This is a genomic window from Streptomyces ipomoeae 91-03, assembly GCF_000317595.1.
GTDB classification, from domain to species: domain Bacteria; phylum Actinomycetota; class Actinomycetes; order Streptomycetales; family Streptomycetaceae; genus Streptomyces; species Streptomyces ipomoeae.
Genome location: NZ_AEJC01000644.1, coordinates 1 through 4,336, shown reverse-complemented (window position 1 = coordinate 4,336; position 4,336 = coordinate 1). Strand labels below are relative to the sequence as shown.

Genomic DNA, 4,336 nt, shown 5'->3' with positions numbered 1-4,336 from the left:
TTCTTCGCCCGTGCCGCGCGCCGCTCGTGCTTGCGGATATGGGCGCGTTCCTTGAATGTGAGCCGCGGGCAGTTCAGCTTGCGCCCGTCCGACAGGGCCGCTGTGATCGTCGCGCCCCGGTCCCCTCACGCGCGCGTGCGGCCCCTGCGCCGGGCAGAATGCGGTGTGTGAATGCCGAGCCCCAGCCAGTCGCGCCGCCGCCGCACGCCCCACAGGCCGCCCCCGCCCCGGGCCGTGCGCCGCGCCGACTGTGGCTGCCCGCCGGGGTCCTCACGGCCGTCGGCGGGGCCTTCGCGTATGTCGCCGCCGTCGACCCCAACGAACCCGGCCACTACCCGGTCTGCCCGCTGTGGCGCTTCACCGGTCTCTACTGCCCCGGCTGCGGCGGTCTGCGCAGCGCGCACGCCTTCGCGCACGGGGACCTCGCGACCGCCCTCACCGACAACGCGCTCGCGGTGGCCGGCTTTGTGGGCTTCGCGGTGCTGTGGACCGCATGGGTGGTCCGTGTGGCACGCGGACGGCCGGTACGCCTCGAACTCGGGACCGTTCAGTTGTGGACGCTCGGTGTCTTGGTGTTCGCCTTCACCGTCGTCCGGAACTTGCCGTTCGGTGGCTGGTTGCATCCTTGATCAAATGGCGAACGTCCAGGTAGTGGGACCGCCGTCGCCTGGATGCGAGAGCTGCGCCCCGCTCCGGATACCATCGCAGTGAACTTCCGGAATCCCGATAACCGCTCGACTGCCAATGCTTGACTGTCAAACGTTGTCATCGATCGCAACCGTCTGAAAGGGGGCCGCTCGCGTGAGTGTGCTCGACGAGATCATCGACGGAGTCCGTGCCGACCTCGCGGAGCGGCAGGCGCGCGTCAGCCTCGACGAGATCAAGGAGCGCGCGGCGAAGGCCCCGGCGGCCAAGGACGGCGCAGCCGCCCTGCGCGGTGACGGCGTCAAGGTGATCTGCGAGGTCAAGCGGTCCAGCCCGTCCAAGGGCGCGCTCGCCGCGATCGCCGACCCGGCCGGACTCGCCGCCGACTACGAGGCGGGCGGCGCGGCCGTCATCTCCGTCCTCACCGAACAGCGCCGCTTCGGCGGTTCGCTCGCCGACCTGGAGGCCGTCCGCGCCCGCGTGGACATCCCCGTCCTGCGCAAGGACTTCATCGTCACCTCCTACCAGCTGTGGGAGGCCCGGGCGTACGGCGCCGACGTGGCCCTGCTGATCGTCGCGGCACTCGACCAGCCCGCCCTCGAATCCCTGATCGAGCGCGCCGAGTCCATCGGGCTCACCCCGCTCGTCGAGGTGCACGACGAGGAGGAGGCCGAGCGCGCGGTGGACGCGGGCGCCCGGGTGATCGGCGTCAACGCGCGCAACCTCAAGACCCTCGAGGTCGACCGTTCCACGTTCGAGCGCGTCGCCCCCGAGATCCCCGACTCCATCATCAAGGTCGCCGAGTCCGGCATCCGCGGCCCGCACGACCTCATCGCCTACGCCAACGCCGGCGCCGACGCGGTTCTCGTGGGCGAGTCCCTCGTCACCGGCAAGGACCCCAAGACCGCGGTCGCCGACCTCGTCGCCGCGGGCGAGCACCCGGCGCTGCGCCACGGGCGGGGCTGACCCGGCCATGGCCGCCGACCGCGCCCCCACCGCCGACCGACCGGGGTCCGACCCGGTCGGGGCGACGGGGTGCGCGGGTTCGGCGCCGATGTCCGTGGAAGTCACCCACACGGGTGATCCGGGACCGGTATTCTGTGCCCCGATGTTCTCGCTTTCCATGACGACCAGGGACCCCTACGCCCGCCTCGCGCGCGGGTGCCGTCCCCGTGGCTGCCGGGCGCCCGCCCGCCGTGTCCACGGGCGCCGGGTCCGGTACGTCATCGGTGACGAGCCGGGTCAGGTGAACGGCATGCGATGGCCCAGGACACGTACGCGTCCCCTGCGATGAGCCGAGCCGCGTCGGCGTTGTGAACGCCGGACGCCTCGGCCCCGTCTGCCCTTGCCGCCGCTTCGGCACCGCCTGTCGGGTGAGTGCGATTCGGCCGGTTCGGCGTGCGTACGTGATCACTGCGAGTCATAGTCCGACCGACAACGGGGCTGTGCCCCTGTGAGGTAACCGTATGTCCAGCGAGTTCTTCATTCCCGACCCGGAGGGTCAGGTGCCGAGTACCGAGGGGTACTTCGGCGCGTTTGGCGGCAAGTTCATCCCGGAGGCGCTGGTCGCCGCCGTGGACGAGGTCGCCGTGGAGTACGACAAGGCGAAGCACGACCCCGAGTTCGCGCGTGAGCTCGACGATCTGCTCGTGAACTACACCGGGCGGCCCAGCGCGCTGACCGAGGTGCCCCGGTTCGCCGAACACGCCGGGGGCGCCCGGGTGTTCCTCAAGCGCGAGGACCTCAACCACACCGGGTCCCACAAGATCAACAACGTGCTCGGGCAGGCCCTGCTGACCAAGCGCATGGGCAAGACCCGGGTCATCGCCGAGACGGGAGCGGGCCAGCACGGCGTCGCCACCGCCACCGCCTGCGCGCTCTTCGGGCTCGACTGCACGATCTACATGGGCGAGATCGACACCCAGCGGCAAGCCCTCAATGTCGCGCGCATGCGCATGCTCGGCGCCGAGGTCGTCGCCGTGAAGTCCGGCTCCCGGACCCTCAAGGACGCCATCAACGAGGCGTTCCGCGACTGGGTCGCCAACGTCGACCGGACGCACTATCTGTTCGGGACGGTCGCGGGGCCCCATCCCTTCCCCGCCATGGTCCGTGACTTCCACCGGGTGATCGGTGTGGAGGCCCGGCGGCAGTTGCTGGAGCGCGCCGGGCGGCTTCCCGATGCCGCCATCGCCTGTGTGGGTGGCGGCTCGAACGCCATCGGGCTCTTCCACGCCTTCATCCCGGACGCCGACGTACGGCTCATCGGCTGCGAGCCCGCGGGCCGCGGCGTCGAGACCGGTGAGCACGCGGCGACGCTGACCGCCGGTGAGCCGGGCATCCTGCACGGTTCGCGGTCGTACGTCCTGCAGGACGAGGAGGGGCAGATCACCGAGCCGTACTCGATCTCGGCCGGTCTGGACTACCCGGGCATCGGGCCCGAGCACTCCTACCTGAAGGACAGCGGGCGCGGCGAGTACCGCGCGGTCACCGACGACGCGGCCATGCAGGCGCTGCGTCTGCTGTCGCGCACCGAGGGCATCATCCCGGCGATCGAGAGCGCCCACGCCCTCGCCGGCGCCCTGGAGGTCGGCAAGGAGCTGGGCAAGGACGGCCTGATCGTCGTCAACCTGTCCGGGCGCGGCGACAAGGACATGGACACGGCGGCGCGGTACTTCGGTCTGTACGACAAGGGTGCCGACGCCGAGGTCGCCGCCAACGCGGCCGACACCGCCGAGATCGAGGGGGACGCCAAGTGAGCGGCAACATCCAGCTGTTGAGCGACACCCTCGCCGCCGCGAAGGCGGAGGGGCGGGCCGCGCTCATCGCCTATCTGCCGGCGGGCTTCCCGACCGTCGACGGCGGGATCGCCGCGATCAAGGCGGTCTTCGAGGGCGGCGCCGACATCGTCGAGGTCGGTCTGCCGCACAGCGACCCGGTCCTCGACGGGCCGGTCATCCAGACCGCCGACGACATCGCCCTGCGCGGTGGCGTCAAGATCGCGGATGTGATGCGTACGGTGCGGGAGGCCTTCGAGGCCACCGGAAAGCCCGTACTCGTCATGACGTACTGGAACCCGATCGACCGCTACAGCGTCGAGCGCTTCACGGCCGAGCTCGCGGAGGCGGGCGGCGCGGGCTGCATCCTGCCCGACCTGCCCGTCCAGGAGTCGGCCCTGTGGAGGGAGCACGCCGAGAAGCACGGGCTCGGCACGGTCTTCGTGGTCGCGCCCAGCAGCAAGGACGCCCGCCTCGCCGAGATCACCGCGGCGGGCAGCGGCTTCGTCTACGCCGCCTCGCTGATGGGCGTCACGGGTACGCGCGAGTCGGTCGGGGCCCAGGCCCAGGACCTGGTGGGGCGCACCCGGGCCACCGGCACCGACCTGCCCGTCTGTGTCGGCCTCGGTGTCTCCAACGCCGAGCAGGCGGCCGAGGTCGCCGGGTTCGCCGACGGCGTGATCGTCGGGTCCGCGTTCGTGAAGCGGATGCTGGACGCGCCCGACGAGGCGGCCGGCCTGAACGCCGTACGCGACCTGGCGGACGAGCTCGCGAAGGGCGTACGCCAGGGCGCGTGACCGGGCGGTCGCCCCGGCGTGTGAGGGGCGCGTGACGTTCACCCGTTTGTCGTATGAGGACGGCTGGACGTAACGGTCAATCCGCTCACTCGAACGAGTGGAAGTGGGATCGGGGAGGCG

At 71.3% G+C, this 4,336-nt stretch carries 5 protein-coding genes; all 5 read left to right on the top strand.

Features of this window, described 5'->3' with window-relative positions; translation table 11 throughout:
- The first annotated feature begins 158 nt into the window (after nt 1–158).
- The 5 genes from STRIP9103_RS42520 to trpA all read left to right on the top strand — a co-directional run bounded on the left by STRIP9103_RS42520 (nt 159) and on the right by trpA (nt 4,216).
- Entirely contained in the window at nt 159–629 is a 471-nt protein-coding gene (locus STRIP9103_RS42520) for a DUF2752 domain-containing protein (RefSeq protein ID WP_078614238.1), read from the top strand.
- 172 nt (nt 630–801) lie between these two features.
- Entirely contained in the window at nt 802–1,611 is an 810-nt protein-coding gene (gene trpC, locus STRIP9103_RS42515) for an indole-3-glycerol phosphate synthase TrpC (RefSeq protein ID WP_009340294.1), read from the top strand.
- 142 nt (nt 1,612–1,753) lie between these two features.
- Entirely contained in the window at nt 1,754–1,939 is a 186-nt protein-coding gene (trpM, locus tag STRIP9103_RS53290; protein WP_078614239.1) for a tryptophan biosynthesis modulator TrpM, read from the top strand.
- 172 nt (nt 1,940–2,111) lie between these two features.
- Complete coding sequence (gene trpB, locus STRIP9103_RS42510; protein ID WP_009340291.1) at nt 2,112–3,401, top strand: tryptophan synthase subunit beta; 1,290 nt, start codon at nt 2,112–2,114, stop codon at nt 3,399–3,401.
- Complete coding sequence (gene trpA, locus STRIP9103_RS42505) at nt 3,398–4,216, top strand: tryptophan synthase subunit alpha (RefSeq protein ID WP_009340298.1); 819 nt, start codon at nt 3,398–3,400, stop codon at nt 4,214–4,216. Before trpB ends, trpA begins: the two co-directional genes overlap by 4 nt.
- Nucleotides 4,217–4,336 lie beyond the last annotated feature (120 nt).